The following is a 26,616-nucleotide window of genomic DNA, read 5'->3' as shown; positions in this document are numbered from 1 at the left end:
GGGTGAGTAAAGATTCGCGTCTGTATAATTAATCAGTCAAGTTGGTTCATGAGGTTGTTTTATGTGTATGAAGTTGAAGTATAAGGCCTATCCATTGTCCGGGGCAGTTTCCGAAGTTCAGCATCAGTGGTTAAAGGCCGACGCTGCTGAACGACAAGTGGTAGTGAGCTTGTTGAAAAGTGTCTTCGAGGATCAAGAGGACGAAGGGCCCTACCATTGGCAAGGCTATGAGTTTGAGTTGGCCAAAGGGTCTTCGCTTTATGAAGTCCATATGCCCGGCCGCGTGGCATGGAATAACCTGGCCAACTACACAGACGTGATGGATGAACTCCGCCGCCACCAACCCGAGAATATGGCGGCAACCCGTATCAACGAAACCAGCGGACTTGAGATATTCCGGAAAGACCGGTTAGTGTGGGACGTCGTCGACGTAAATATCGTCCAGGCGTCTCACTATTATCAAAAACTGTTGGTGGTAGGTGATATTGCCAAACAAGCCGGTGGTTACATTTATACCGAAGACTTCGTCGATGTAGACCAATGGCTGAGGTTTCATGGCTTCACGGTTCCAAGGAATGCCAGCGAAACAAAAAACCTGATCGCGCTTTTCGAGTTTGATCCTGATGTTGATGAGTTGGGTAACTATTGGGGGCAGCTTGTTACGGATGATCCGTCGTTAGCCGTCTTGTCGGCTGAGCAACGCGCCGCCATTCGGCAGGTCACCCAACGTGTCGCCAAGAACACCAGACTGCTGGATAAGTTGTACCGCGAAACCGGGCGCGCCATTGCGACGCACGATAATGCCGCTGAACGGATTGTTCATCTGGTCAAGCATCCGGTGGCCCAGGCCTGTGCCAGAGAACTCCTGAAGGCGTCGGACTGGTTCGGCGCGCAATCCGGGCAAGACGTTTCTGCACAAGATCTCGAGCAACTGCTGATAACCAGCCTGTTGCTGGATCTTTATCCGTCTCTCGGTGACATCCAAGACCGCAAGAGTCTCGGCGGTTTCGCTTTATATGCGCCGAGCAACGTTGAGCGGTCGCCGGCCATGGTGCGCGAGGAGCTGCAAGCCTTTCTCTATACCAAAGGCTGGGTTGATCCTGCCGCGGCTCCGCTGGCGTGTCATCTGCTGCTGGCGGACATCGCGCCGGAATTTCTGGTCAAAGGCGTTCCAGCGTCGCTGACGATGGGCTCGGTTGCTTGGGTCACCTTTTGCCATGGCGTTGCCCTGGCGGAAGCGGTCAGGAAGGGCGCGTCGCGTGTGCTGACGTATGCGCAAATCATGGCGTATGTCGAACTGGAGCCTGTCAGCGAACCGCTGTCCCGACTGCGGGATTTGGCCATGATCGATCCGATCGTTGACTGGGCGCTGATGAATGGCGTTATCAGCGCAAGCGAGCTTACTCAAGCGGCAAAGGAAACCACCGAGCGGGCAATCACGGCGTTCCAGGACTACGCGGAGAACTTCACCCATCTGGCGCGCATCTATTCCATCCCCATGCCCAACCGCGAAACCATCGCGCGCGAAGCGTTGCGAGGAGCGGTGCCGGAGTGTGATTTCCTCGACGATAAAGTGCTCTATCAACACCCCGGCCTTTATGCATCCCCCAACCCCATGTCCATGGTCGGCTTGCACATGTCGGCGGATCTGGCGGGGGGGCAGTGGGATTTTCCTGCGGTCTTTCCTGACGAAGTTATTTCGAGAACACCTGATTTGTTGGCCGGTGTAACTAATTACAAAAGACCAGCTCAGTACGATCCCTCCGTCACGAGCCTTTATAGCCGCTTTCCAAGGTTGCGGAGCCTGCCACCCAATAATGTCGAATACCATCGCCAATTGCGGGATTATCACGGCAATTTGAATAACGCCCTGGCGACCAACGTCAAGTTGACCCTTTCACACATGCTTCCCCATGATCTGGAAGCCTTTCTGAAAGGCAAGATCAGCTTTTTTACCGTCCGCTTCCCGGCGCCGAGGACAATCTCGAATTCCTCGTTATCGCCGGTGTCTGTTTCTATTGCCTACGAAACCCAACGCAATAACGATGCGGCCAGGGGGCGCTTTGGCATTGTCCTGTGCGCTACCCACGGAAACACGGTTGCGTGTTACGAGTTGTTTACCTTGCGCGGTGAACTACGGAAAAACAACGCACTCGGGGCGCTGATTAGCTCAACTGGAAAGTTGCAGGCCGCCGCCAGAATGGACTTCAGCGGGAATCTGAATGCGCACCTGCAACCCGCGCTTCCCGAATTGTTGCCGCTCTCTATTGTTGAATACACTGACGGGGTTCTCGCTGAGAGTCACGTCATTGGCTCCATGGCGATTATTGAAAAGCTCGGTGAGCTCCCCGCGCCGGCGTCTGTGGTGGCGCGACAGCAGAGTACCTACATAAATTTCGGTAATCCGCAGCTTGTACGAATTGCCGAGTTCGTCGTGAGCAATTATCCGTTTCGAACGTTTGACGAAATTGAATCAATGGCAACCGTGCCGACAGCGCTTGAAAGCGAACGCAAAAAGGGCGAAGAGACTGCAGATTACCTTGTGAATCTGGCGGTTCCCTTCAAGAAATGCATCGAGGATTTATCTTCCGGGGAATACAACCAGATAGTCGACGGGGTCTATGGTTGTGTCATGGACGCTATTGCTGTGGCAGGCGCCTTCGTGGGGGCGGGCTCCGCAGCGCTGAGCATCTCGTCGAAGGCAATCTCCATGTCATCCAAAGCCGCCCGCCTGACCAAGCTGGCCTTCGCGACGTCCGTTTCCCTTTTCAACCCCGTGGATGATGTGCCAACGGTGTTTTATGGCGCAGGGAAGCTCATCCACAAGGGCGCGTTGCGTTTTAGCCGACAGGCTGAAGAGCTTCTCGGGCTGGCGAAGTCCCAATTGGGCAGGCTCCATGGCAGCCATAAATCCTATGACCTGGTCCGCGCAGCCAATAACGTCCATACCGGGCAGGGTACCTGGCGACCCAGTGGTGCGATCGGTGAGGAACTCACGGTGGTGGCGGCGCGCAACAACTTTCAATGGTATGCCCTTGACCGTCTGGGCAAGGCCTGGGGACCGAAACTGAACAACTTTGCCTATGTCGCCCCTGTTCGCTGGCCGCGCTCCACCAAGACATTGCCCATCAGTTATACCCGGCAGTTTATCGAGCAAAGCCTGCCGCGGGCCCGGTCGAAAATCGAAAACGCGATCAATGCCTTGACCCTTCGTGATTTTGAGGCACAGCGCAATCTGGTCGCCAGACTCCTGATGGGAAGCGACTCGAACGAGGCAATCAGTCGGTTAGTGAATTATCTGAGAGCGATCAGAGCCGATTTTGGGGGCGTGTCCATCAGCAACTTTTTCCTCGATCCGCTCAAGGAAACCCATCACATAGCCGCTTTTGATACGCGCGCTTACCAACAGTGGAAAAGTGCAGGCGGGCAATCCGACGCGAAGTTCATTGAAATCTATACCCCCAATCTCAACCGGCACTTTATCGGTCTGGGTTTCAACCATGACGTCGTTGCAGACGACTTAATCCATGAGCTGTTTCACGGACCTGCGCAGATCGGTGATGTTGCCTATGCCCGCGACGCCGGCAACGTCGGCGGTGGACAGTCACTGGACGTGGCATCGTTGCTGAACCTGGCGTCCGGGCTGCTTGCGGTGACAGATGAAGGCAATGCCCGTCACGCCAGTTCCAAAACCTTTGAAAACGCCGACTCACTGGCGGTGGTCACTTCGCTGCTGAGCCAGTTGTACACGGACGAGAGCGGGTTTGACCGCAACCTGTCCCTCCTGCGGAACACACTGGAAGCAAGCCCCGATAGCGCGATCGTCGATTCGGTGCTGATCACGCTGAACAACCCCGTTACTGCGCAAAGGCCTGCCCCTGACACGAGCGTTCAATAGAACCGTTTAAAAAGCGAGTTCCGGTCGATCCCGAAATTGCTCCAGCGCCTCGGGATTGGCCAGCGCATCGGTGTTCTTCACTTTCTGCCCATGCACCACGTTCCTCACCGCCAGCTCAACGACCTTGCCGCTGATGGTCCGTGGAATATCGGTCACCGCGACGATCTTCGCCGGTACATGCCGCGGCGTGGTGTTGGCGCGGATGACCTGGCGGATCTGCTGCTGCAAGGCTTCATCCAGTTCGACGCCGTCGCGCAACTTCACGAACAGCACCACCCGCACGTCATCCTGCCATTGCTGACCAATGGCCACGCTGTCCAGCACCTGCGGGACTTTCTCCACCTGACGATAGATTTCCGCTGTGCCGATGCGCACGCCGCCGGGGTTGAGCACCGCGTCCGAGCGCCCGTGGATCATCATCGCGCCGTGGGACAGTTGTTCGGCGTAATCGCCCTGGGCCCAGACGCCGGGGAACTGACTGAAATATGAAGCGTGCAGCTTCTCTTGCTGCGGGTCATTCCAGAAGCCGATGGGCATCGCCGGGAAGTGCCGGGTGCAGACCAGCTCGCCTTTCTCGCCGATCACAGGTTTACCGTCGTCGTTCCAGACTTCCACCGCCATGCCCAGGCTCTTGCCCTGGATTTCGCCGCGACGCACGGGCTCAAAAGGATTGCTGTTCACAAAGCACGAAACGATGTCGGTGCCGCCGGACATCGACGCCAGGCACAGGTCGTTTTTGAAGTCGCGGTAAACGTAGTCGTAACTCTGCGGCGACAGCGCGGAACCGGTGCAGAGCAGGATTTTCAGGCTGCTCAGGTCATGGCTCTCGCGGGGTTTGACGCCGTTGGTTTCCAGGGTCGCGAGGAATTTGGGACTGGTGCCGAAGACGCTGATGCGTTCATCGTCGATCAGATCGATCAAACGCTGGGGATCCGGATGGAATGGCGAGCCGTCGTACAGCACCACCGCGCTGCCCACGGCCAGGGCCGAGACCAGCCAGTTCCACATCATCCAGCCGCAGGTGGTGTAGTAAAACAGCCGGTCGCCGGGACCGAGATCGCAATGCAGGCCGTGTTCCTTGACGTGTTGCAGCAACACGCCGCCGGTGCTGTGGACGATGCATTTCGGCACGCCGGTGGTGCCGCTGGAATAGAGGATGTACAGCGGATGGGCGAAAGGCACGGGGAAGAAATCCGGCTCGCCGCCGATGTCGTAGAAATCATCCCAAAGCGTCACGTTGGCCCGGGTGTGGAAATGCTCGATGTGTGCCTGTGGCCGGGCATACGGCACCACGATCAACTGCTGCAAGGAGGGCAGGCGTTCGAGGATTTCATTGACCTTGGTGGTCTGGTCGATGTCCTTGCCGGCGTAGCGGTATCCGGCGCAGGTGATGAGCACTTTCGGTTCGATCTGGCCGAAGCGGTCAATGACGCCCTGGGTGCCGAAGTCCGGTGATGAGCAGGACCAGATCGCCCCCAGGCTGGTGGTGCCGAGCATGGCCACCAGGGTTTGCCAGGTGTTGGGCATGCACGCGGCCACGCGGTCGCCGAGGCCGACACCGGCGGCGATCAAGCTGTTTTGAAAACCGGCGACATGCTCGGCCAGTTCGGCCCAGGTCAGGTGTTCACGCTGGCCGTTCTCGCCAATGGCAATCACCGCCACGGCATCGTCGCGACGGCGCAGCAGGTGTTCGGCGAAATTCAGGGTGGCGCCTGGGAACCACTCGGCGCTGGGCATTTGCGCGCCTTCCACCAGCACCGCATCCGGTTGATCGTGAAAGCGGATGTCGAAGAAGTCGACGATCGCCTGCCAGAACGCTTCACGCTGATCGATGGACCATTGGTGCAGGGCGGGGTAGTCGTCGAGGTGGATGTTGTGCCGCTCAATGATGAAGCGCCGGAAGGCTTCCATACGGGTCTTGCCGATGCGTTTTGTGCTGGGTTGCCAGAGGATGTCGGACATGGCTTGCCTCTCTCGTTCCCACGCTCCGCGTGGGAATGCCTCAACGGACGCTCCGCGTTCGGCTGTTGGGACGCGGAGCGTCCCGGGCTGCATTCCCACGCGGAGCGTGGGAACGATCATCTGTGGGTTACTGCGCCAACCACCCACCATCAATATTCCACGCCGCGCCACGAACCTGGCTACCGGCTTCGCTGCACAAGAACAACACCAGTTCACCCAACTGCGGCGGCGTGACGAATTCCAGCGACGGCTGCTTTTCGGCCAGCAAATCTTGCTGCGCCTGTTGCGGCTCGATCCCGGTTGCGATGCGATCATCAATCTGCTTCTGCACCAGTGGCGTCAACACCCAGCCCGGGCAAATGGCGTTGCAAGTCACATTCGTCGTTGCCGTTTCCAGCCCGACGACCTTGGTCAAGCCGATCACGCCATGTTTGGCCGCGACGTAGGCGGCTTTACCCACCGAGCCTACCTGGCCATGCACCGAGGCGATGTTGATGATCCGCCCCCAACCTTTGGCGCGCATGCCTGGCAGGCTCAAGCGGGTGCTGTGGAATACCGACGACAGGTTGATCGCAATGATCGAGTCCCAGCGCTCCACGGGAAAATCTTCCACCGGTGCCACGTGCTGGATACCGGCGTTGTTCACCAGAATGTCCACGCCGCCGAATTCACGCTCGGCGTAGGCGATCATGTCGGCAATCTGCGCCGGGTCACTCACGTCGGCCGGATGATGGCCAACCTTGCCGCCGAATTGCTCCACCTCGGCAATCACCTTGGACGCATCGCCGAAACCGTTGAGGATCAGATGGGCGCCGGCCTTGGCCAGGCTCAGGGCAATCCCTAAGCCAATGCCGCTGGTGGAACCGGTGACCAGTGCAGTCTTACCCGAAAGAGTCGTCATGAATACCTCACACAATGCCAGTGGCGTAGAAAATACCGATCACCACAAAAACCGCCAGGGTCTTGATCAGCGTAATACAGAAAATGTCTTTGTAGGCTTCGCGGTGAGTCAGGCCGGTGACCGCCAGCAAGGTAATCACCGCGCCGTTGTGCGGCAGGGTGTCCATGCCGCCACTGGCCATCGAGGCCACCCGGTGCAGCACTTCCAGCGGGATGTTGGCCGCGTGGGCCGCAGCGATGAAGTCATTGGCCATGGCCGCCAGCGCGATGCTCATGCCGCCGGACGCCGAACCGGTGATGCCGGCCAGCAGGGTCACGGTAATCGCTTCGTTGACCAGCGGGTTGGGAATGCTCTTGAGCCAGTCGGCCAATACCAGGAAGCCCGGCAAGGAGGCGATCACCGCACCAAAGCCGTATTCAGATGCGGTGTTCATTGCCGCCAGCAACGAACCGCTGACCGCACTTCGACTGCCCTCGGCCAACTTGCCGCGAATCGCCTGGAAGCCGAGCACCAACACCATGATGATGCCCACCAGCAAGGCCGCCTGAACCGCCCAGATCGCCGTGAGTTTGGCGATTTCGGTGGTCACCGGCGCGGCCATCCCCGGCAGCGCGAGGCTGTGGGTCTTGCCGTACCACTGCGGAATCCACTGGGTAAACAGCAGGTTCATGATGCCGACGGCCAGCAGCGGCGACAGGGCAATCCATGGATTCGGCAGTTTGATGTCAGCCGCGGTTTCCGGCTCGTTGCGCAGTTCGGTGCCATACCCTTCACCGGCGGCCTGGGCCTTGTTGCGCTGGCGCTGGAGAAACAGCATGCCGGCGCTAAACACGAAGATCGCGCCGATCACGCCCAGCCACGGCGCCGCCCACGCCGTGGTGTTGAAGAAGGTGCTGGGGATGATGTTCTGGATCTGCGGGGTGCCGGGCAGGGCGTCCATGGTGAACGAGAACGCACCGAGGGCGATGGTTGCCGGGATGAGCCGCTTGGGGATGTTGCTCTGGCGGAACATTTCAGCGGCAAACGGATAGACCGCGAACACCACCACAAACAGCGACACGCCGCCGTAAGTCAGCAGGGCGCAGACCAGCACGATCACCAGCATGGCTTGGCGGGTGCCGAGCAGTCGGATCGCTGCCGCGACGATGGAGCGCGAGAAACCCGACAGCTCGATCAGCTTGCCGAAAACAGCGCCGAGCAGGAACACCGGGAAATACAGTTTGATGAAGCCGACCATTTTCTCCATGAACACCCCGGTGAAGGCAGGGGCGACGGCGGAAGGGTCGGTGAGCAGGACGGCGCCGAGGGCGGCAATCGGGGCGAAGAGAATAACGCTGTAGCCGCGATAAGCAGCGAGCATCAGCAGCGAGAGGGCTGCCAAGGCAATGATCACACTCATGGTGTGTCTCCTGGATTGTTATTTTTGTAGGGTGGATCTTTTGTGGGAGAGGGCTTTAGCGAGATTCGTGCCACGAATGCAACATGTTGAAATATAAGGATATTTATTTGTTGGTGAGGTGGATTTGAATTATTTGTCTCTGTTTTGAGATTTTTTCTGGCTGTGCGGACGTCTTCGCGGGCAAGCCACGCTCCCACAGGTTTTGGGGTTGCCTCTGAATTTAGGCTCGACGCAAACCCTGTGGGAGCGGGCTTGCCCGCGAAGGGGCCATATCTACCAATGGAGATCAATGTCTCTTTATGGAGACTAAACAATCCCCAACGCCACCATCTTCTTATACAAAGTAGACCGCCCCAGCCCCAACCGCGCCGCCGCTTCAATCACCTTGCCCCCGCATTGCGCCAGGGCCGTTTCAATCAACTGCCGGTCAAACCGTTCCCGCGCCTCACTGAACGTCTCATGCGCAACCGCCTCAATCACCTTCGGCGCCACACGCTCCACCGGCGTAAACGTGCCAATTGCCGCGCGAATATCCCCGGCATTCAGTACCAGGTCATCACTGAGCAGTGCTGCGCGCTCCAGCACATTGCGCAGTTCGCGAATATTCCCCGGCCAGGCGTGCTGCCCCAGCAAATCCAAGGCTTCGCGGTTCAGTTCATGCTGGCTGCGCAGTTCCTCAAGGATCGCTTCACTGAGCGCCGGCACGTCATCGAGGCGATCGCGCAGGGGCGGCACGTTAATCGGCAACACGTTGAGGCGGTAATACAAATCAGCACGAAATTCGCCGCGCTTGATCGCTGCTTCCAGATCGGTGGAGGTGGCCGCGATCACTCGCACATCACTCTGGATCACTTCATTGGAACCGACCGGCTCGAATTCTTTTTCCTGCAACACGCGCAGCAACTTGCTTTGCAGCGGCAGCGGCATGTCACCGATTTCATCGAGAAACAGTGTGCCGCCTTGGGCGATCTGCAACTTGCCGGCCCGGCCCTTGCGATCGGCACCGGTGAAGGCGCCGGGCGCGGTGCCGAAGAACTCGGCTTCCAGCAACGCCTCGGGAATCGCCGCGCTGTTGATGCTGACGAAGGCTTTGTGCGCGCGCGGCGAAGCACCGTGGATCGCCTGGGCCAGCAGCTCCTTGCCGGTGCCGGTTTCGCCGAGCAACAGCACCGGCGACTCGGCACTGGCACTGCGCCGGGCGCGGCGTTTGACTTCCAGGCTGGCGGCGCTGGTGCCGATGAAGTGGGCGAAGTTGTATTTGGTCTGCCGCGACCGCAGCAACGAACGGGTGGAGGCCAGTTCTTCCTGCATGCTCAGGTAGCGTTTGAGCATTGGTGAAAGACTGTGCAATTCGTCGAACAACGCAAAACCAATGGCGCCGATCACGGCGCCCGCGTCATCGTGGATCGGCAAGCGCATGACCACCAGCGGTTCTTTCGGCGTGTCCTGCATGTCCAGCAAGATCGGCCGCCCCGTGCGTACCACTTCGCGCAACAGGCTGCCCGGGATCACGCTTTCGCACGCTTTGCCGATGGCCACTTCGGCTGACTCCAGACCGAAGCGGCGGGCATAGCGCTCGTTCATCCAGACGATGTTCGCGTCGCGGTCGACAATCACCGTGCCTTCGCTGGATTGCTCGATGATTTCGAACAGCGAACGGATCGCCAGCAGGCGAACTCGCTGGTAATCCTTGAGGCTTTCGGTGGTGTTCATGGGTGTCATGTCCAGAATGTGTGTTGTCTTGAAGGGCCTCTTCGCGGGCAAGCCTCGCTCCTACAGGGTTTGCGTCGAGCCACAAATTCAACGGTAACCACAAAACCTGTGGGAGCGAGGCTTGCCCGCGATGGCCTTTACACGGTCCAGCTGTCTGGCGCGATTATGCCTACCGCGGATGCGCCGCCGCCAACAGCTCTTTGGTGTACGGATGCTGCGGCGAATCGAACACGTCATGGCTGGCACCGCTTTCCACCACTTTGCCGTCCTTGATCACGATCATGTCGTGGGCCAGGGCGCGCACCACCGCCAAGTCATGGCTGATGAACAGGTAGGTCAGGCCGTGTTTTTCCTGAAGCTGGCGGAGCAGGGCGACCACTTGCTTCTGCACGGTTCGATCCAGTGCCGAGGTCGGTTCATCGAGCAGAATCAGCGCCGGTTTCAGCACCAGCGCCCGGGCGATGGCGATGCGTTGACGTTGGCCACCGGAGAATTCGTGGGGGTAGCGATCGCGGCTTTGCGGGTCGAGGCCGACTTCTTCCAGCGCGCGAATCACTTCGGCTTTGCATTCATCAGCGGTTAACTGGCTATGCACTTCAAGCCCTTCGCTGATGATCTGCGCCACGGACATGCGCGGGCTGAGACTGCCGAAGGGGTCCTGGAACACCACCTGCATCTTCTTGCGCCATGGCCGCAGCTGCTTTTGCGTCAGACCGTCCAGTGCCTCGCCCTGAAAGCGAATGCTGCCTTCGGAATCGAGCAAGCGCAGGATCGCCTGACCCAGCGTCGACTTGCCCGAGCCGGACTCGCCGACGATGCCCAACGTCTTGCCGCGCTGAATGTTAAGACTGATGCCGTCCACCGCGTTCAGGTAAGTCTTGCGCTGGAACAGACCGCCACCGAGGGCGAATTGCACGCGCAGATTGTCCACTTCCAGCACGTTCTCGCGCTCGTCCCGGGGCAGGGCCTCGCCTTCCGGTTCGGCGTTCAGCAGCACGCAACTGTAGGGATGTTTCGGTTCGGTGAAGATCGTTTCGCATGTGGCTTCTTCGACGATTTCCCCGGCCTTCATCACGCACACGCGCTGAGCGATGCTGCGCACCAGATTGAGGTCGTGGCTGATCAACAGCAGCGACATGCCGAGCCGCTGCTGCAGGGACTTGAGCAGGATCAGAATCTTGCGCTGCACCGTCACGTCCAGCGCCGTTGTGGGTTCGTCGGCGATCAGCAGCTGCGGCTCGCAGGCCAGGGCCATGGCGATCATCACCCGTTGCCGCTGGCCACCGGACAGCTGATGGGGATAGGCCTTGAGCCGCTCTTTGGGTTTCTGGATGCCGACCAGTTGCAGCAACTCCAGAATCCGCGTTTGCGCCGCTTTGCCCGTCAGACCCTTGTGCACCAGCAGGGTTTCGCCGATCTGCTTTTCGATGCTGTGCAACGGATTGAGCGAGGTCATCGGTTCCTGAAAGATCATTGCAATCCGGTTACCGCGCAACTCACGCAACACCTGGGGCGGGGCGCCGAGCAATTCCTTGCCGCGATAGCGAATGCTGCCAGTGGTCCGGGTGCCGGTCTCGGGCAGCAGTTGCAGGATCGAGTGGGCCGTCACCGATTTGCCGGAGCCCGATTCGCCCACCAACGCCAGGCATTCCCCGGGATGGATGTCCAGGCACAGGTTGCGCACCACCGTCTGGCCATTGAAGGCCACGCTGAGGTCACGGATTTCGATCAGGTTGGTACTCATATCAGCTGTCCCATTTCACGATCGAGGCTCAAGAGCGCGGATCAAACGCATCACGCAACGCCTCGCCAATAAACACCAATAAGGAAAGAATCAGCGCCAGGGTGAAAAACGCCGTCAGCCCCAGCCAAGGCGCTTGCAGGTTCTGCTTGCCCTGGCCGATCAGTTCGCCGAGCGAGGCGCTGCCAGCCGGCATGCCGAAGCCGAGAAAATCCAGGGCCGTCAGGGTGGAGATGGCCCCGGTGAGAATGAACGGCAGGTAGCTCAAGGTCGCGTTCATGGCGTTGGGCAGGATATGCCGGACAATCACTTTTCGATCCGTGAGGCCCAGCGCCCGGGCGGCTTTGACGTATTCCAGGTTGCGCCCGCGCAGGAACTCGGCGCGCACCACGTCGACCAGCGCCAGCCAGGAAAACAGCGCCATGATCCCCAGCAACCACCAGAAATTCGGCTCGACGAATCCCGACAGAATAATCAGCAAGTACAGCACCGGCAGCCCGGACCAGACCTCCAGCAAGCGTTGGCCCAACAGGTCGACCCAGCCGCCGTAATAGCCTTGCAGGGCGCCGGCGGCGATGCCGATCAACGCGCTGACGAAGGTCAGCATCAACGCAAACAGGATCGACACCCGCGCACCGAAAATAACCCTGGCCATGACGTCCCGGGACTGGTCGTCGGTGCCTAGCCAGTTAACACTCGAGGGCGGGCTCGGTGCCGGCTTATTGAGTTCATAGTTGGGCGTGTCATCGCTGAACGGGATCGGCGGGAACAGCATCCAGCCGCCGTCCTTTTTAATCAGCTTCTGCACGTAGTCGCTGCGATAATCCGCCTGAAACGGCAGTTGCCCGCCGAATTCCTGCTCGGTGTGGCGCTTGAACACCGGGAAGTACCACTGGCCCTGATAACTGACCACCAGCGGTTTGTCGTTGGCGATCAACTCGCCGCCCAATGTCAGCAGAAACAGACCTATGAACAGCCACAGCGACCACCAGCCCCGGCGGTTTTTCTTGAAGCGTTCAAAGCGGCGACGGCCTAATGGCGAGAGCTTGAACATCAGGCGTTCCTCGCGGCGAAGTCGATACGCGGGTCGACCAGGGTGTAGCAGAGGTCGCCGATCAGTTTTATCAAAAGCCCGAACAGCGTGAAGATAAACAGCGAACCGAACACCACCGGGTAGTCCCGGGACACGGCGGCCTCATAGCTCATGCGCCCCAGGCCATCGAGGGAGAAAATCACCTCGATCAGCAGCGAGCCGGCGAAGAACACGCTGATGAACGCCTGGGGAATCCCCGACACCACCAGCAGCATCGCATTGCGAAATACATGGCCGTACAGCACGCGTCGTTCGCTCAAGCCCTTGGCCCGTGCGGTAACCACGTACTGGCGGGTAATTTCATTGAGGAACGAATTCTTGGTGAGGATCGTCAGGGTGGCGAAACCGCCGATCACCAGCGCCGTCACCGGCAACACCAAGTGCCAGAAGTAGTCGGCGATCTTGCCCACGGTCGACAGCGATTCGAAGTTGTCCGAAACCAGCCCGCGCACCGGGAACCAGTTCAGCGAGGTGCCACCGGCGAAGACCACTATCAGGAACATCGCGAACAGGAACGCCGGCATCGCGTAGCCGATGATGATTGCCGTGCTGCTCCAGATGTCGAAATGGCTGCCGTGGTGCACGGCCTTGCGGATGCCCAGCGGGATCGATACCAGATAGGTGATCAGCGTCGCCCATAGCCCGAGGGAAATGGTCACCGGCATTTTTTCCAGGATCAGATCGGTGACGGTCGCGCCGCGGAAAAAGCTCTTGCCGAAGTCCAGGCGCGCGTAGCTGGTGAGCATCAGCCACAGGCGTTCGGGTGCCGGCTTGTCAAAGCCGTACTGCTTTTCGATGTCCTTGATCAATTGCGGGTCGAGGCCGCGACTGGCCCGGGAAGTGCCGGACAGGGATTCCCCGGAGCCGCCGCCGACACTCGCGCCGCCGATGCCTTGCAAGTGCGCGATGGCCTGTTCCACCGGACCGCCCGGTGCCGCCTGGACGATGATGAAGTTGACCAGAAGAATGATCACCAGCGTCGGGATGATCAGCAGCAGGCGCCGCAGTATATAAGCCCACATCAATGCGGCCCTCCGGGTGTGCCACGGCGGATTTTTTCGGCCGTCATCTGCTGGTTGGTCAGCGGCGTGGAGCTCACTTCCCACCAGCTCTCGATGGCTTCATCATTACTGGCCTGCTCGTTGGGCATGCCGAAGCGGTTCCACCACACCGTTGAAGTGCCCGGCGGGTAATAGTTGGGAATCCAGTAGTAATTCCATTGCAGCACCCGGTCCAGCGCATGGGCGTAACGCAGCATTTCCGGCTGGGTGTTGGCGCGGACCAGGCCGTTGATCAGGGTGTCGACCGCTGGGTTCTTCAGCACCATGTAGTTGTTGGCGCCAGGGTCGTTGGCCGAGACCGAGCCGAAGTAGTTGAACAACTCGCCACCCGGTGAAGTGGTGACCGGGTAGCCGGTGACGATCATGTCGTAATCGCGGCTCATCAGGCGATTCACATACTGCGACGAGTCGATGCGGCGAATGTTCAGGTCGATGCCTATCTGTTTCAAGGTGCGCTTATACGGCAGCAGCAATCGGTCCATGCCGTTCTGGCTGACCAAGAAGGTGAAACTCAGCGGCTTACCTTCGGCGTTGACCAATTGGTCGCCGTCGGGTTTCCAGCCGGCCTGTTCGAGCAGGTTCAGCGCCTGCAATTGCTTGTCGCGAATCAGGCCGCTGCCATCGGTTTTCGGTGCTTCGAAGACTTGAGTGAAGACCTCGTCGGGGATTTGCCCCCGCAGCGGTTCGAGAATTGCCAGTTCGCCGGCATCCGGCAGGTGGCGGGCGGCCAGGTCGGTATTGGAAAAAAAGCTCTGCTGGCGGATGTAGAGGTCGCGCATCATCTGCCGATTGCTCCACTCGAAATCCCAGAGCATCGCCAGGGCCTGGCGCACTCGGCGGTCTTGGAACATCGGGTTTTGCAGGTTGAAGACAAAGCCCTGAGCCGATTGCGGGGCTTCTTTGGCCAGATGCGCTTTTTGCAGGCGACCGTCGCTCAGGGCCGGGCTTTCGTAACCGATTGAATAGCCGGTCGCGGAGAATTCGCGGTTGTAATCGTAGGCTCCGCCCCGCAGGACCTGACGCGCGACGTCGGTATCGCCGAAGTACTCGATGCTGAAATGATCGAAGTTGTAGAGGCCGCGGCTGACCGGTAAATCCTTGCCCCACCAGGTGGCGTTGCGTTCGAAGGTGATGCTGCGACCGGAGTCGATCTTGCCCACCTTATAAGGACCGCTGCCCAATGGTGCCTCATAACCACCGCCATCGGCGAAGTCGCGGGTCTTCCACCAGTGTTCGGGAAATACCGGCAAAGTGGCGATATCAAGAGGCAGGGTGCGGTTTTCGTTGCTTTTGAAGTCGAACCGAACCGTTAGGGGCGCTTCGACTTCGACGCCTTTGACGTCGGCGAACTGGGTGCGATAGCGCAGGCTGCCTTGGGTCATCAGCAGGTCGAAGGTGTAGCGCACGTCCTGGGCTGTGATCGGTGTGCCGTCGGCGAAACGCGCCTTCGGGTTCAAGTAGAAGCGCAGCGACATACCGTCGTCCGAGCGCTCCATCTTCTGAGCCACCAGACCGTACACGGTATAGGGTTCGTCCAGCGAACGCTGGGCCAGGGGCGAGTAGAGCAAGCCGTCTATTTGCGTGACGCCAATGCCTTTGTCGATGTACGGCAATATATGGTCGAAATGCCCGATTTCGATGGCCGAGCGACGCATCGTGCCGCCCTTGGGGGCTCGCGGGTTGGCGTAGGCGAAATGACTGAAGCCGGCGGGGTACTTCGCCGGTTCGCCGTACACGGTCAACGCATGTTGCGGTGCTGCATTCACACCGGCGGCACCCAATAGCAGGGCCACGGCAGTGAACAACAAAGTGGGGAAAGCCAGTCGCATTGTCAGCCTTAGAGCCGGGTGGTCGATAACCGCAATTTGTACGCTAGCGGCGCGTCCCTCGCCAGCCGTATTACGTATCCGAAACACAACGGCCCACCAAAAGGCGGGCCGTTGTGCAGAATATCAGGGCGTTGATCAGTCCTGACGGCTGGTCACTTCCAGCAGGTGATAACCGAACTGGGTCTTGACCGGGCCTTGCACGACGTTGATCGGTGCGCTGAAGACGACGGTGTCGAACTCTTTGACCATCTGGCCTGGACCGAACGAACCCAGGTCACCGCCCTGGCGGCTGGACGGGCAGGTGGAGTTGGCTTTGGCAACTTCGGCGAAATCGGCGCCACCTTCGATCTGGGCTTTGAGTTCGTTGCACTTGGCTTCCGAGGCAACCAGGATGTGACGGGCAGTGGCTTTAGCCATGGAAAATTCTCCTTTCAATGTTCAGTAAAGTGCGGAGCCTACCGGATTCAGTGGCCTATTTCTCGTCAAAGTTCCGGACGGATTATAGGCCGGCATTTCTCAGGCGCTCGGCATGCTGCACATACAAGGCTATCGGGTCGATGCCCTTGCGTAGCGGGCCGGCGGTTTGACTGAGGCTGTCCAGATGATCCAGCGGATAGTCGGAACGGATGACTTTGCCTAAATGGGAGCTGTAGCGGCCCACCATGCCGTCATTCTGTTCCGCTTCGGTGGTGAAGTAGCGGGAGAAGGCCTGGAGGAAACCGTGCAGCGGACTGACCGCCTCAAGTCCTTTATCGAGAAGGTCACCCTGCAATGTCCCGCTCCACGAGTAATAACGCACGCCGTTCACCAGCTCGCGTCCCTTGCCACCCCAGGTTTTCGGCAGACCTTGGGGGTATTTGTCGTTGAAAGCGCCCACACCTTCGGTGGTCAAGGCGTTGAGCGCGGCGATGGCGTTCTGCGGCAAGTGCTGATGACCGCTGAGCAACGACAGAAAGTCAGCAAACAGCGTCGCAACCGTTGCCGCGACGTGTTCCGGCAGGCGTCCTGGCGTGAGGGCCTTGCGCAGGAAGTCGGCCAGTTCCGAGCCGTGGTTGGGGCCGCTGACCGAGGTCACCGACGCGACGATCTCCGGCGCGATGGCGGCGGCGTAACGTGCCGCGAGGGCACCCTGGCTGTGACCGATCAGGTTGACCTGGTGGGCGCCGGTTCCTTCCAGCACCCGTTCGATCTGTGCCAACAGTTGCTCACCGCGCACTTCGTTGCTTTGGGTAGCCGAGAGGTGGGGGATAAACACTCTTGCGCCGGCACTTCTGAGGGCCTGCTTGACGTCATGGAAGAGTTCGACTTTGCCAATGCGATCAAAGCCGAAGAGCCCGTGGATCAGCAGGATTGGATACTGAGTGGTTGCATTCCGTAGCATGTTCATTCCTTTTTCGCGGTGGTTCAGAGGTGTGAATATGGGCTCACTCTAAAGCACACCGGCTGCTCGGCGATGTATGAGGAATCCGCTGTAAGCTGATGAAAAAGGTATAGAAAACGTAGGAAAGTTCGAAAGACCATGAGGTCCTGTTCGGAATATTTCGACATCTTTTTGTCGTTCGCAGAGCGCATCATTGCAACGGCCTACTGTGCTTACGCCGTTTACCTGTCAACCGATTCGCTTTTATGACGTCCAGCCCTCGATCGAGGGCTGGCAGGTGGGAAGGGGTTACGCCGGTCGTTGAGCGTTGTGCTGCGCTCGCAGTCGGTCGGCCGCCTTGCGCAACAGTTGTTCGGTTCCGCTCCAGCCAAGGCAACCATCAGTCACCGATACGCCGTAGCGCAACGATGGGCTCAAGGGTTGGCAGCCTTCGAACAAATGGCTCTCGATCATCATGCCGATCAGCGATCGATCACCCTGCAGGCGCTGCTCGAGTACATCGTTGAACACGGCTGGCTGACGTGCAGGGTCTTTGCCACTGTTGGCGTGGCTGCAGTCGACCATGATCCGTGCCGGGATCTTCAGCCGGGTCAAGTCACTGTTCACCTGAGCGACGCTGTCGCGATCGTAGTTCGGCCCGCGATGACCGCCGCGCAACACCAGATGGGTGTCGGGATTGCCCGGGGTTTGAATGATCGCAGGATGCCCCTGGCTGTCGACACCGAAATGGCGATGCGGGTGGGCGGCCGAACGCATGGCGTCGCTGGCAACGGCCACGCCGCCATCGGTGCCGTTCTTGAATCCGACGGGCATGCTCAGGCCGCTGGCCATTTCCCGGTGGATTTGCGACTCGGTGGTGCGGGCGCCGATGGCGACCCAGCTCAGCAGGTCGTCGAAGTAGCCGGCCGCCATCGGTTGCAACAGTTCGGTGGCAATCGGCAAGCCGAGGCGCAGCAATTCGCGCATCAGTTCACGCGACAGCGTCAAACCGCCGGCCATGTCATCGCTGCCGTCAAGCCGTGGGTCGTAGGCCAGGCCTTTCCAGCCGACCGTGGTGCGGGGTTTTTCGACGTAGGCGCGCATCACCAGCAACATCTCGTCGCTGACTTCGGCGGCGAGGCGAGCGAGGTTGGTCGCGTATTCGAGGGCGGACTGGGGATCGTGAATCGAGCAAGGGCCGACGATGACCAGCAGACGGGAATCTTCACCGTTGAGGATCGCGCGGACCGCGTCGCGGTGGGCGGCGACTTGCAGGGTCAGGGCGTTGTTGAGGGGCAGTTGCTGCTTGAGTTGCAACGAGCTGGGCAGACGCAGGGTCAGCGCTTCATTGGCGGGACTCAAGGTGGACAGCGGCAGGGCAGAGACGGACGAGTTCATGTTCAGGCTTCCTGGGCGGGCGGCGGGTTCTTCCCGCGCGCTCGGCCCTACTGGGGTGTTCGACAATTGGCCGGATTGGATGCGTGTGTGTGCTTGCCACCTGTGGGTGACCGATCGGAGGCGGCAGGCTGTCCCGAGCGGAGGCTGCTAAATCGCCAGGCGGTAAAACTGTCGTAACGGTAATAAGTGGCGTAGTTCATTTTCTAAATCCTCAAGGTGTCTGGTGTGTCGCTAAAAATGTGTGGGGGCTGAAAAAACAAAACCCCCGGTCGGGAAGCCGACCGGGGGTTGAGAATTCTCTGGTGGCGACCCGTTTAAAGTGGGCGCCGTGTGGGTATCAGGCGCGCCAGTGGCTAAACCAATACCCAAAATAAAAGCTGACCGGAGCACAAACGTCAGTCGCCCGGGCAGCCGCAACCGAGCGCGAGGCGCTGGCGGTACGAAGCTGTGAGAGGGCGTTGAACATGGTCTGTCTCCGATGAATGCGCCGAGCTTACTAGAGGCCGGTGCGCGGTTTCAATCAGAAAATGCTATCGAGGACCGATCACATTTTCTATCGCTTGAGTGGCCGAGGTTTATGACACACTTTGCGCTTCGCTCAACGTGTGATGTCACAAGGATGAACCATGACGACACTAACCGTTGCCGCCCGCGGAGGTTTTAATGGCTTTTGATTGGCGTCCGGCGACATCCGGCGACCTTGATTTCGCTCGCGAGCTGACCTGTCGCAACATGCTCCGCTATTACATTCAGAATGATCTGCTCTGGCTGGACGAGGCGTTCGATGTGGCTTGGGCGGGGCGCGAGAGCCGGGTGATCGTGTGCGGCGATTTATCGGTGGGTTACGTCAGTCTCAGTCGCGATGCCAGAGCCTTGTACATCCGCGAATTGCACGTGCTCGAAGCGTTTCAGGGGCGTGGCGCCGGTTCCTGGGCGATCGATCAGGTATTCGCCATGGCGTGCAAGGAACGGCGTCCGGCATTACGCCTGACAGTTTTTGAAACGAATCCGGCCAAAGCGCTGTATGAGAGAAAAGGGCTGAAGGTGGTCGGGCAAGACGAGTGTTTCCTGAGAATGCAGCGTGATGTCGATGAGCTCCATTGCTGAAACACGCTGGCGACAAGCCTTTCAAGATGTATTGAAACTTTTTATATAGCGCTTGCCGCTAGGTCTGCCAGTCGCTTTTTGCTAAGGTGTCCGGCAACCCAATAAGACCATATCGCGAGGTGTCTGCTTGATTAGGGTGCTAGTAGTCGATGACCATGATCTCGTTCGTACGGGCATTACACGAATGCTGGCTGACATCGATGGCCTGCAAGTAGTCGGCCAGGCTGAGTCGGGGGAGGAATCCCTGCTTAAAGCGCGTGAGTTGAAACCCGATGTGGTGCTGATGGATGTCAAGATGCCCGGGATCGGCGGTCTTGAAGCCACGCGCAAGTTGTTGCGCAGTCATCCGGATATCAAAGTCGTCGCGGTCACCGTGTGCGAGGAAGATCCGTTTCCTACGCGGCTGCTGCAGGCCGGTGCCGCGGGTTATCTGACCAAGGGCGCCGGGTTGCCGGAAATGGTCCAGGCCATTCGCCTGGTGTTTGCCGGACAACGCTACATCAGCCCGCAGATTGCCCAGCAACTGGCGATCAAATCCTTTCAGCCGACCAATGATTCGCCCTTCGACGCATTGTCGGAGCGCGAAATCCAGATCGCATTGATGATTGTCGGCTGTCAGAAAGTCCAGATCATTTCCGACAAGCTCTGCCTGTCGCCAAAAACGGTCAACACTTACCGTTACCGCATTTTCGAGAAGCTTTCGATCAGCAGTGATGTCGAGCTGACGCTGTTGGCGGTGCGTCACGGCATGGTCGACGCCAGCCTCTGAAAATGACCGAAGTCTTCGATCCAGGCGCTTTCCTGTCGACCGTCAGTGGGCGCCCCGGCGTCTACCGCATGTTCGACAGCGATGCTCGCCTGCTGTATGTCGGCAAAGCCAAGAACCTGAAAAATCGCCTGTCGAGCTACTTCCGAAAATCCGGTCTCGCGCCCAAGACGGCCGCGCTGGTCGCCCGTATCGCTCAGGTCGAAACCACCATTACGGCCAACGAAACGGAAGCCTTGCTGCTTGAGCAGACGCTGATCAAGGAATGGCGCCCGCCGTATAACATCCTGCTGCGCGACGACAAATCCTACCCTTACGTCTTTCTCTCGGATGGCCAGTTCCCTCGTCTGAGCATCCATCGCGGTGCGAAAAAGGCCAAGGGCAAGTATTTCGGTCCGTATCCGAGCGCGGGCGCCATTCGTGAAAGCCTGAGCCTGCTGCAAAAAACGTTTTTTGTTCGTCAGTGCGAAGACAGCTATTACAAGAACCGCACGCGCCCTTGCCTGCAATACCAGATCAAGCGTTGCAAGGCCCCGTGCGTCGGGCTGGTGGAGCCTGAGGTGTATGCCGAGGACGTTCGCCACTCGGTCATGTTCCTTGAAGGCCGCAGCAATGCGCTGACGGACGAGTTGTCTGCCGGCATGGAAGAGGCGGCGATCAACCTCGAGTTCGAGCGCGCCGCCGAGTTGCGTGACCAGATTTCACTGCTGCGCCGGGTTCAGGACCAACAAAGCATGGAAGGCGGCACGGGCGATATCGATGTGATCGCTGCGTTCGTCAATCCGGGCGGCGCCTGCGTTCACTTGATCAGCGTGCGCGGTGGGCGGGTGCTGGGCAGCAAGAACTTCTTTCCTCAGGTTGGCATCGACGAAGACGTTTCCGAGGTCATGGCTGCATTTCTCGGCCAGTACTTCATTACCAGTCCTGAGCGCGACCTGCCGAGCGAACTGATCGTCAACGTGGTTCACGAAGACTTTCCGACCCTGATTGCGGCCATCGAAGAGCTGCGCGGTCGCGAGTTGACCATCAGCCATCGGGTGCGCGGTACGCGAGCGCGCTGGCAACAACTGGCGGTGACCAATGCCGAGCAGGCGTTGGGCGCGAGGCTGGCCAACCGTCAACACGTCGCCGCACGTTTCGATGCCCTGGCAGAAGTGTTGAACCTGGACGAGCCACCACAGCGGCTTGAGTGCTACGACATCAGCCACTCCAGCGGCGAAGCCACCGTTGCGTCGTGCGTGGTGTTCGGTCCGGAGGGCCCGATCAAGTCCGACTATCGTCGTTACAACATCGAAGGCGTCACCCCGGGCGACGACTATGCGGCCATGCACCAGGCCCTGACGCGGCGCTTCAGTAAACTGAAAGACGGGGAGGGCAAGCTGCCGGACATCCTGTTGGTGGACGGCGGCAAGGGTCAGCTGTCGATGGCCCGCGACGTGCTCAATGAGCTGGCGGTGCCTGATCTGATTCTGCTGGGCGTGGCCAAGGGTGCGACGCGCAAGGCCGGTTTTGAAACCCTGTACCTCAACGACGCGGCCCACGAATTCACCTTGCGCGGTGATTCCCCCGCGCTGCATCTGATTCAACAGATACGCGATGAAGCCCACCGTTTCGCCATTACCGGGCACCGCGCCCGCCGTGGAAAAACGAGGCGCACATCGACGCTTGAGGGCGTTGCAGGCGTCGGTCCGACACGCCGTCGCGATTTGTTGAAACATTTTGGTGGATTGCAGGAGCTGTCTCGTGCCAGCATCGAAGAGATCGCCAAAGCACCCGGGATCAGTAAAAAGCTCGCAGAGTTGATTTATGCAAATCTGCACAGCGAGTAGAATGCCACCTCACCTCGTAGCCAGTTGTGCCGATGAATATCCCTAATCTGATTACCGTTCTACGCGTCCTGCTCATCCCGATCTTCATTTTACTGTTCTACCTGCCTTACCAATGGAGCTACCTGGCCTCCGCCTCGGTCTTCGCATTTGCCGCCGCCACAGACTGGCTGGACGGTTATCTGGCCCGTCGTCTGGAGCAAAGTACGCCGTTCGGGGCTTTCCTCGATCCCGTGGCTGACAAGCTGATGGTGGCCGTTGCGCTGGTGCTGCTGGTGCAAGAGCACGGCAACCTGTGGCTCACACTGCCCGCCGCGGTCATCATCGGTCGCGAGATTGTCGTCTCGGCACTGCGTGAATGGATGGCCGAACTCGGTGCGCGGGCTCACGTCGCCGTGTCGAACCTGGGCAAATGGAAAACCGCCGCGCAAATGCTGGCGCTGGTGATCCTGCTGGCCAATCCATCGGCCTTCACCTTCTGGGTCTTGATCGGTTATGCCTTGCTGCTGGTGTCTGCCGGCCTGACATTGTGGTCCATGGTCCAATACCTGCGGGCTGCCTGGCCGCATCTGAAGACCGACGTGGAAAAGAAATAAAACTTTTTTGAATCAAAGGGTTGACGGGGCTTCTGGATTCTATAGAATGCGCCACACCAAGACGCGGGAATAGCTCAGTTGGTAGAGCACGACCTTGCCAAGGTCGGGGTCGCGAGTTCGAGTCTCGTTTCCCGCTCCAAGTTTGTACACATTTGATGTTGCGCTACATGACAGCAAATGTTTGAGGCCGAGTAGCAAAATGGTTATGCAGTGGATTGCAAATCCACCTACGCCGGTTCGATTCCGACCTCGGCCTCCACTATAAACAAGCTCCGTAGATCTATGATTTACGGAGCTTTTTTATTTGCGCAGTCTTGCAAGATTTTGTCTTGAAAAGGGTATCTGCGAACTTGCTTCACCGGGACGGGATGTATATATTTCGTCCTCTGTTGCACAAGCCAGACAGCTTCACCGCGCTACCGCCCGAATGGCGAAACTGGTAGACGCATGGGACTTAAAATCCCCCGCTCGTAAGGGCGTGCCGGTTCGATTCCGGCTTCGGGCACCATATATATCAAGGGCTTGCGTGAGAAACCTCACGCAGGCCCTTGTTTTTTGCTCCGCAAAAACCAATCTCTGCTCCGCAATTCATTACCGCCAGTCACTTAGTGGGCATTACCTTTACCCCTTGGCGCATTTGAATGTACTGCTCTGTCATTCCAACGGTTGTCTACGGCGGATCTTGAACCCTCCCTGACCACGAATTAGACCCGTGCCTGAGAAAACCCCTTCCTTCTAATGTTGCAACTCCCAGGTGATCTGTTCGGATCATCCTTTTATTCCCCCCTCTGATTTCGATCCACCCCCCCTGACGATGGGGGGGACGTCGGTCGGCTACGCAATAGTCTGGGCTCAATAAGAGTGCAGTGCGTATCGGCTGGCGGAGGGCAGGGCATATGAGTGAAAGAGTGCTGATCGCCGGCGTGGGTATGGCGCCATTCCTGCCGCTGGGTGGCTGTGACAGTCACGCGGCGTTGGCGGGCCAGGCCATTCGTTCGACGCTGGAGGATGCTCGAATCGACTATGACCTGGTCGATCAGGTTTTCACCTCATGCGTCCAAGGCGATGCCTCTACCGGAGAGCAGATGCTGTGCGGGATCGGATATTCGGGCATCCCGATTTTCAGCCTCAGCGATGGATGTGCGTCGGCCAGCAGTGCTTTTCAGCTGGCCCGGCACAGCATTCTTTGCGGCGAAGCGGAGTGTGCATTGGTTATAGGTGTCGAGTGCATGCCCGCACAGATTTCCAATCATGAGTTTTTTGGACTGAAGGACCCCGCTGGCGAACTGTTCGGGCACGACGGGCAAGTTCGGGACTCCATCGTACTGGAGCGTCGACAGCATCCGGCCGTACTTTTTGCGGCTCAAACCAGGTGGCTGTTGACCCGTATGGGTATCACCGAGCGGCGCTTCGATGACGTGCTCGGTCGGGCGCGAGCGCAGGCCGCGATCAATCCCAACGCGCTACTGAGCCGCAGTCCGGATCGTGATGGTTGGCTCCCGCCTTACCTTAGCCCGCCAGCTTGTGGTGCGGCGGCGGTCTTGATCTGCTCCCCGGCCTTCGCCCTGCGCTATGGCGTTCGGGCTGACGTGAGCATTCTGGCGAGTGCCCGAGGCAGCGACTGCGCGTCGGAGCAGGAATTCGGTTGTGTGCTTGATGTGCTGGGGCGGGCAACCACTCGGCGCGTGGCGCAAGAGGCCTATCAGCAGGCTGGCCTGGGGCCCGAAGACATCGATGTGGTTGAGCTACACGATCAAAGCGTTGGTGACTTCATGGTCAACAGTGCGGCACTGGGCTTTTGCCGAGAGGAAGAAATCGACCGTTTTGTGCAACTCGGTAATCGCCTGAAAGGACAGATGAATGCGGTGTGTCCATCGGGCGGACTACTGGGACGAGGGCACGCGCCAGGTGCGACCGGGTTGGCGCAACTGGTGGAGCTGGTCTGGCAACTGCGCGGTACGGCCGGGGGCAGGCAGATTGCGGGCGCCCGAACGGCACTCCAGCACAGCACCGCACTGGGTCGCTCGGTGTCGATCACTCTTTTGCAACGCACTTGATCGCAGGCTTCGCGAGCTGTGAATTCAACCCAAGTTTTTCGTAAACCAAAGAGCAGGTGGCAAGTTAGATGAACAAAAATAATAAGATCTGCCATGCAAACCTCCGCAAGGGGTTGCTGACTTCAGCCATCCTGGCGGGTCTGGGCATAACGCCAGCACACGCACTGGAAATTGATACCGGCAATGAGGACTTGGCGGTTCGCTTCGACAATACAGTGAAGCTCAACTATGCCCAGCGGGTGGAGGCAGCCAACAGCAAGTTGGCCAATTCATGGAACAACAATGACGGGGATCGTAACTTCTCCTCCGGCAGTCCCGTTTCTCAGCGGGTGGATGTGCTGTCCGAACTGGACGTTGTCTACAAGCAGAAGCTTGGCTTTCGCGTCAGTGCGAATACCTGGTATGACCATGCCTACGACGATGTCGGCAGTGATAACGCATCGACCAACCAGCTCAATAGTGGTGTGCCAGACTCCCGGCACCAGAGTGGTTACGCTGATCGTTATTACAATGGACCTTCTTCCGAAATCCTCGATGCCTTCGTCTTTGGCAGCACGGAAGTGGGCGATGAGTCGCTGCTCAGCGGCAAGGCAGGCAAGCACACCCTCTACTGGGGCGAGAGCCTCCTGGCTTTTGCCCATGGCAACAGTTACGGGCAATCCGGGCTTGATCTTTCCAAGGCGCTGGCGGTGCCCGGAACGGAAGCCAAAGAACTGTTCATCCCGCGCAACCAGTTGTCCGCCAGCTTCACGTTCAACCCGGAACTGACCGTCGCGGCGCAATACTTTCTGGATTGGGACGCCGCGCGCCTGCCGGAGTCTGGCACCTACCTCGGGTTTAACGACGGTATTCAAAGTGGCGGGCACAACCTGTCGCTGATTGGCGCACAGAATCCGCGTTTTGGAACGCCTGGGCCGCTCGGTGCCAACCAGTTCCTGCGCCTGAGCAATGGCCATACCTTCACTCCTGACAAGCGCGGCGACTTCGGTTTGATGGCCAAGTGGAGCCCGGACTGGCTGCAAGGCACCTTGGGCGTCTACTACCGCAAAACCTCCGATATCCTGCCGAACCTGGCCTTGCAGCCAACCGCTGTAGGCGCTGCGCAACTGATCTCCGGCAACATCGGCAGCTACAACCAGTTTTACGTCGATGACATCGATATCTATGGCATCAGCCTGTCGAAAAGCCTCGGTGGAGTCAGCGTCGGTTTCGATCTCAACTACCGCGAGAACATGCCCCTTGCGAGCGTGGCAGGCTCCGTCAGCCCGGCTGCGGCAGCCGCCGGTTTGCCAGGTTTCATTGGCAGCTTTAACGGTGAAAACGGCGTGGCGCGCGGCAACACCGTGCACGCGGTGCTCAACGGCCTGACCACCTTTGGCGACACGCCCGTCTGGGACAGTTCTTCGCTGCTGGTCGAGCTTGCTTACAGCCGCTGGCTGGATGTGACCGAGAACAAACAACTGTTCAAGGGCGAGGACTGGTACCACGGCACTGACAAGGTCACCAAGGACAACTACATCATCGGCGTCAACTTCAACCCGACCTGGTACCAGGTGTTCCCCGGTATCGATATGTTCATGCCGATGACCTACAACGTCGGCCTCAATGGCAACTCCGCCGTGCAACTGGGTGGCAACGAAGACTCTGGCAGTTATTCGGTGGGTGTTGGCATGGACGTGCACAACCAGTATCGGTTCGACCTGAAGTACGTGGACAACTTCGGTCCATTCGATACGTGCAGTTCGGCAGGTAGCGCTGGCAATCAGGGAGACGGCGCTACACCAGGTGCCAACGGGCAATACAACTGTGTACCGGGGCAGACCACTGCCTTTGGCGGTACTCAGCCTCAGCTCAAGGATCGGGGCATGGTCACTTTTACGTTCAAAACGACCATTTGATCGAAGTCTTT

18 protein-coding genes and 3 tRNA genes are annotated in these 26,616 nt (G+C 59.0%); 10 read left to right on the top strand and 11 right to left on the bottom strand.

Annotated elements, in window-relative coordinates; translation table 11 throughout:
* Positions 1–67: 67 nt before the first annotated feature.
* Positions 68–3,898, top strand: a complete 3,831-nt coding sequence (locus ACIQV9_RS03380; RefSeq protein WP_403098122.1) for a hypothetical protein — start codon at positions 68–70, stop codon at positions 3,896–3,898.
* A gap of 6 nt (positions 3,899–3,904) precedes the next feature.
* Here ACIQV9_RS03380 and ACIQV9_RS03375 read toward each other — a convergent pair whose 3' ends face one another.
* The 11 genes from ACIQV9_RS03375 to ACIQV9_RS03325 form a co-directional block, all read right to left on the bottom strand.
* Positions 3,905–5,860 (bottom strand): acetoacetate--CoA ligase, encoded by a 1,956-nt coding sequence (locus tag ACIQV9_RS03375; RefSeq protein ID WP_403098120.1) that lies wholly within the window; start codon positions 5,858–5,860, stop codon positions 3,905–3,907.
* Positions 5,861–5,987: 127 nt separating this feature from the next.
* Complete coding sequence (locus ACIQV9_RS03370; RefSeq protein WP_403098118.1) at positions 5,988–6,761, bottom strand: 3-hydroxybutyrate dehydrogenase; 774 nt, start codon at positions 6,759–6,761, stop codon at positions 5,988–5,990.
* 7 nt (positions 6,762–6,768) lie between these two features.
* Positions 6,769–8,160, bottom strand: a complete 1,392-nt coding sequence (locus tag ACIQV9_RS03365) for a GntP family permease (protein WP_403098116.1) — start codon at positions 8,158–8,160, stop codon at positions 6,769–6,771.
* A gap of 306 nt (positions 8,161–8,466) precedes the next feature.
* Positions 8,467–9,873 carry a sigma-54 interaction domain-containing protein gene (locus ACIQV9_RS03360; RefSeq protein WP_403098114.1) on the bottom strand — a complete coding sequence of 469 codons (1,407 nt, stop codon included), beginning with the start codon at positions 9,871–9,873 and terminating at the stop codon, positions 8,467–8,469.
* A gap of 169 nt (positions 9,874–10,042) precedes the next feature.
* On the bottom strand, positions 10,043–11,617 hold the full coding sequence (locus tag ACIQV9_RS03355) for an ABC transporter ATP-binding protein (RefSeq protein WP_403098112.1): 1,575 nt from the start codon (positions 11,615–11,617) through the stop codon (positions 10,043–10,045).
* A 28-nt stretch (positions 11,618–11,645) separates the two neighbouring features.
* Complete coding sequence (locus ACIQV9_RS03350; RefSeq protein ID WP_403098110.1) at positions 11,646–12,668, bottom strand: ABC transporter permease; 1,023 nt, start codon at positions 12,666–12,668, stop codon at positions 11,646–11,648.
* Complete coding sequence (locus tag ACIQV9_RS03345; protein ID WP_403098108.1) at positions 12,668–13,729, bottom strand: microcin C ABC transporter permease YejB; 1,062 nt, start codon at positions 13,727–13,729, stop codon at positions 12,668–12,670. Before ACIQV9_RS03345 ends, ACIQV9_RS03350 begins: the two co-directional genes overlap by 1 nt.
* Positions 13,729–15,597 (bottom strand): extracellular solute-binding protein, encoded by a 1,869-nt coding sequence (locus tag ACIQV9_RS03340; protein WP_403098106.1) that lies wholly within the window; start codon positions 15,595–15,597, stop codon positions 13,729–13,731. The genes ACIQV9_RS03345 and ACIQV9_RS03340 overlap by 1 nt, the downstream gene beginning before the upstream one ends.
* Positions 15,598–15,732: 135 nt before the next feature.
* A complete protein-coding gene (locus tag ACIQV9_RS03335; RefSeq protein WP_008150918.1) occupies positions 15,733–16,014 on the bottom strand; it encodes a peptidylprolyl isomerase in 282 nt (93 codons plus the stop codon).
* Positions 16,015–16,096: 82 nt separating this feature from the next.
* Positions 16,097–16,978, bottom strand: coding sequence for an esterase/lipase family protein (locus ACIQV9_RS03330; protein WP_403098104.1), 882 nt, complete (start codon positions 16,976–16,978; stop codon positions 16,097–16,099).
* 288 nt (positions 16,979–17,266) lie between these two features.
* Positions 17,267–18,355, bottom strand: coding sequence for a 3-deoxy-7-phosphoheptulonate synthase (locus ACIQV9_RS03325; RefSeq protein WP_403098102.1), 1,089 nt, complete (start codon positions 18,353–18,355; stop codon positions 17,267–17,269).
* 663 nt (positions 18,356–19,018) lie between these two features.
* Here ACIQV9_RS03325 and ACIQV9_RS03320 point away from each other — a divergent pair.
* The 9 genes from ACIQV9_RS03320 to ACIQV9_RS03280 all read left to right on the top strand — a co-directional run bounded on the left by ACIQV9_RS03320 (position 19,019) and on the right by ACIQV9_RS03280 (position 26,605).
* Complete coding sequence (locus ACIQV9_RS03320; protein WP_403098100.1) at positions 19,019–19,462, top strand: GNAT family N-acetyltransferase; 444 nt, start codon at positions 19,019–19,021, stop codon at positions 19,460–19,462.
* A 127-nt stretch (positions 19,463–19,589) separates the two neighbouring features.
* Complete coding sequence (gene uvrY / locus ACIQV9_RS03315) at positions 19,590–20,231, top strand: UvrY/SirA/GacA family response regulator transcription factor (protein WP_008015884.1); 642 nt, start codon at positions 19,590–19,592, stop codon at positions 20,229–20,231.
* A 2-nt stretch (positions 20,232–20,233) separates the two neighbouring features.
* Positions 20,234–22,057, top strand: a complete 1,824-nt coding sequence (gene uvrC / locus ACIQV9_RS03310) for an excinuclease ABC subunit UvrC (RefSeq protein ID WP_010460831.1) — start codon at positions 20,234–20,236, stop codon at positions 22,055–22,057.
* Positions 22,058–22,089: 32 nt separating this feature from the next.
* Positions 22,090–22,650 carry a CDP-diacylglycerol--glycerol-3-phosphate 3-phosphatidyltransferase gene (pgsA, locus tag ACIQV9_RS03305; protein ID WP_403098097.1) on the top strand — a complete coding sequence of 187 codons (561 nt, stop codon included), beginning with the start codon at positions 22,090–22,092 and terminating at the stop codon, positions 22,648–22,650.
* Positions 22,651–22,713: 63 nt separating this feature from the next.
* Positions 22,714–22,789: transfer RNA gene (locus tag ACIQV9_RS03300), tRNA-Gly, on the top strand.
* A gap of 46 nt (positions 22,790–22,835) precedes the next feature.
* Positions 22,836–22,909, top strand: a tRNA-Cys gene (locus ACIQV9_RS03295).
* 162 nt (positions 22,910–23,071) lie between these two features.
* Positions 23,072–23,158, top strand: a tRNA-Leu gene (locus ACIQV9_RS03290).
* A 388-nt stretch (positions 23,159–23,546) separates the two neighbouring features.
* A complete protein-coding gene (locus ACIQV9_RS03285) occupies positions 23,547–24,707 on the top strand; it encodes a thiolase C-terminal domain-containing protein (RefSeq protein ID WP_403098095.1) in 1,161 nt (386 codons plus the stop codon).
* A gap of 68 nt (positions 24,708–24,775) precedes the next feature.
* The gene (locus ACIQV9_RS03280; RefSeq protein ID WP_403098093.1) at positions 24,776–26,605 is read left to right on the top strand and encodes a DUF1302 domain-containing protein; all 1,830 of its coding nucleotides are present in this window, start codon (positions 24,776–24,778) and stop codon (positions 26,603–26,605) included.
* Positions 26,606–26,616: the final 11 nt, after the last annotated feature.

The organism is Pseudomonas sp. NPDC099000, from assembly GCF_044759925.1.
GTDB lineage: Bacteria > Pseudomonadota > Gammaproteobacteria > Pseudomonadales > Pseudomonadaceae > Aquipseudomonas.
This window is presented reverse-complemented; position numbering and strand designations above follow the sequence as displayed.

Bases quoted from the DNA above. Each gene is read 5' to 3' on its own strand.
- ACIQV9_RS03380 (WP_403098122.1), top strand. From the start codon at position 68: ATGAAGTTGAAGTATAAGGCCTATCCATTGTCCGGGGCAGTTTCCGAA.
- ACIQV9_RS03375 (WP_403098120.1), bottom strand. From the start codon at position 5,860: ATGTCCGACATCCTCTGGCAACCCAGCACAAAACGCATCGGCAAGACC.
- ACIQV9_RS03370 (WP_403098118.1), bottom strand. From the start codon at position 6,761: ATGACGACTCTTTCGGGTAAGACTGCACTGGTCACCGGTTCCACCAGC.
- ACIQV9_RS03365 (WP_403098116.1), bottom strand. From the start codon at position 8,160: ATGAGTGTGATCATTGCCTTGGCAGCCCTCTCGCTGCTGATGCTCGCT.
- ACIQV9_RS03360 (WP_403098114.1), bottom strand. From the start codon at position 9,873: ATGAACACCACCGAAAGCCTCAAGGATTACCAGCGAGTTCGCCTGCTG.
- ACIQV9_RS03355 (WP_403098112.1), bottom strand. From the start codon at position 11,617: ATGAGTACCAACCTGATCGAAATCCGTGACCTCAGCGTGGCCTTCAAT.
- ACIQV9_RS03350 (WP_403098110.1), bottom strand. From the start codon at position 12,668: ATGTTCAAGCTCTCGCCATTAGGCCGTCGCCGCTTTGAACGCTTCAAG.
- ACIQV9_RS03345 (WP_403098108.1), bottom strand. From the start codon at position 13,729: ATGTGGGCTTATATACTGCGGCGCCTGCTGCTGATCATCCCGACGCTG.
- ACIQV9_RS03340 (WP_403098106.1), bottom strand. From the start codon at position 15,597: ATGCGACTGGCTTTCCCCACTTTGTTGTTCACTGCCGTGGCCCTGCTA.
- ACIQV9_RS03335 (WP_008150918.1), bottom strand. From the start codon at position 16,014: ATGGCTAAAGCCACTGCCCGTCACATCCTGGTTGCCTCGGAAGCCAAG.
- ACIQV9_RS03330 (WP_403098104.1), bottom strand. From the start codon at position 16,978: ATGCTACGGAATGCAACCACTCAGTATCCAATCCTGCTGATCCACGGG.
- ACIQV9_RS03325 (WP_403098102.1), bottom strand. From the start codon at position 18,355: ATGAACTCGTCCGTCTCTGCCCTGCCGCTGTCCACCTTGAGTCCCGCC.
- ACIQV9_RS03320 (WP_403098100.1), top strand. From the start codon at position 19,019: ATGGCTTTTGATTGGCGTCCGGCGACATCCGGCGACCTTGATTTCGCT.
- uvrC (WP_010460831.1), top strand. From the start codon at position 20,234: ATGACCGAAGTCTTCGATCCAGGCGCTTTCCTGTCGACCGTCAGTGGG.
- pgsA (WP_403098097.1), top strand. From the start codon at position 22,090: ATGAATATCCCTAATCTGATTACCGTTCTACGCGTCCTGCTCATCCCG.
- ACIQV9_RS03285 (WP_403098095.1), top strand. From the start codon at position 23,547: ATGAGTGAAAGAGTGCTGATCGCCGGCGTGGGTATGGCGCCATTCCTG.
- ACIQV9_RS03280 (WP_403098093.1), top strand. From the start codon at position 24,776: ATGAACAAAAATAATAAGATCTGCCATGCAAACCTCCGCAAGGGGTTG.